Here is a 963-nt window from a genome sequence, read left to right as displayed (position 1 = left end):
AATGAATTTAAATCACCTTCTTGCGTGGGCCCATGCAAGAGTTATAGAAAATTTGCTTGCCCGTAAATATAAGGTTGAAGGTGCTATTGTCGACCAATTTGGAAATGAAAAATACATAAAAGAGGCTTTAATGGAACGTGGACGTGAAGTTACACTTATCCAGAGACCTAAGGGTGAAGAGGATCTGGCCGTTGCTACAGCTTCTGTACTTGCACGGGAAAGATTTGTTATAAGGGTGAATGAACTGCAAGAAAGATATGGGATTGTTTTCCCTAAAGGAGCTGGACAAGCAGTAACTGCAACCGCAGAAAAGTTTATAGAAAAATATGGTAAAATCGAATTGGAAAAGGTGGCGAAGGTACACTTTAAGATAACGGAAAACGTAGAGAAGAGATAACGGAAACCGTTGTCCACAAACCAAAAATTTTTGCTAAAATTGCAGGAAGATTTTATATATTGTCGAATATATAATATTGTAAAAGTTTTGTTAAGAATAATGTAATGGTTGTGTTAAATTCAGGTCATAATATTAAAGATTATACTTAACAAAACTTATATTCATCATATCAGTAACTCAATATAAAGGAGCTGAGCTTATGAGATTTATCATCACAGGAAGAAAACTTGACGTAACCGATGGCTTGAGAGACAGGATTCACAAAAAGTTAGGTAAGTTGGATAAGTTCTTTGATGCCGACACAGAAGTGCATGTTACACTGGAAGTTGAAAAGGACAGGCAAATTGTCGAAGTCACTATTCCTTTTAACGGAATGATCCTTAGAGCTGAAGAAGCAAATAGTGATATGTACGCTTCAATAGATAAAATAGTGGACACCCTGGAAAGACAGATCAGGAAAAATAACACCCGTCTTGCAAAGAAACTAAAAGAGAACGCCTTTGTAGTTGAAACAGTCAATGACGGATTACCACCTAATGATTTTGAAGAGGAAACAGTTTAACATA

2 protein-coding genes are annotated in these 963 nt (G+C 36.1%); both read left to right on the top strand.

The window, feature by feature from the left end; all coding sequences use genetic code 11:
* Window positions 1-397, top strand: a 397-nt coding sequence (locus tag CIB29_RS09965) for a ribonuclease HIII (RefSeq protein ID WP_242965155.1), incomplete at its 5' end; no start/stop codon positions are given.
* A 199-nt stretch (window positions 398-596) separates the two neighbouring features.
* Window positions 597-959 carry a ribosome hibernation-promoting factor, HPF/YfiA family gene (hpf, locus tag CIB29_RS09960; protein ID WP_094549293.1) on the top strand — a complete coding sequence of 121 codons (363 nt, stop codon included), beginning with the start codon at window positions 597-599 and terminating at the stop codon, window positions 957-959.
* The last annotated feature ends 4 nt before the right edge of the window (window positions 960-963 follow it).

Origin of the sequence: Petroclostridium xylanilyticum, from assembly GCF_002252565.1 — a bacterium.
Taxonomy (GTDB): domain Bacteria; phylum Bacillota; class Clostridia; order SK-Y3; family SK-Y3; genus Petroclostridium; species Petroclostridium xylanilyticum.
This window is presented reverse-complemented; position numbering and strand designations above follow the sequence as displayed.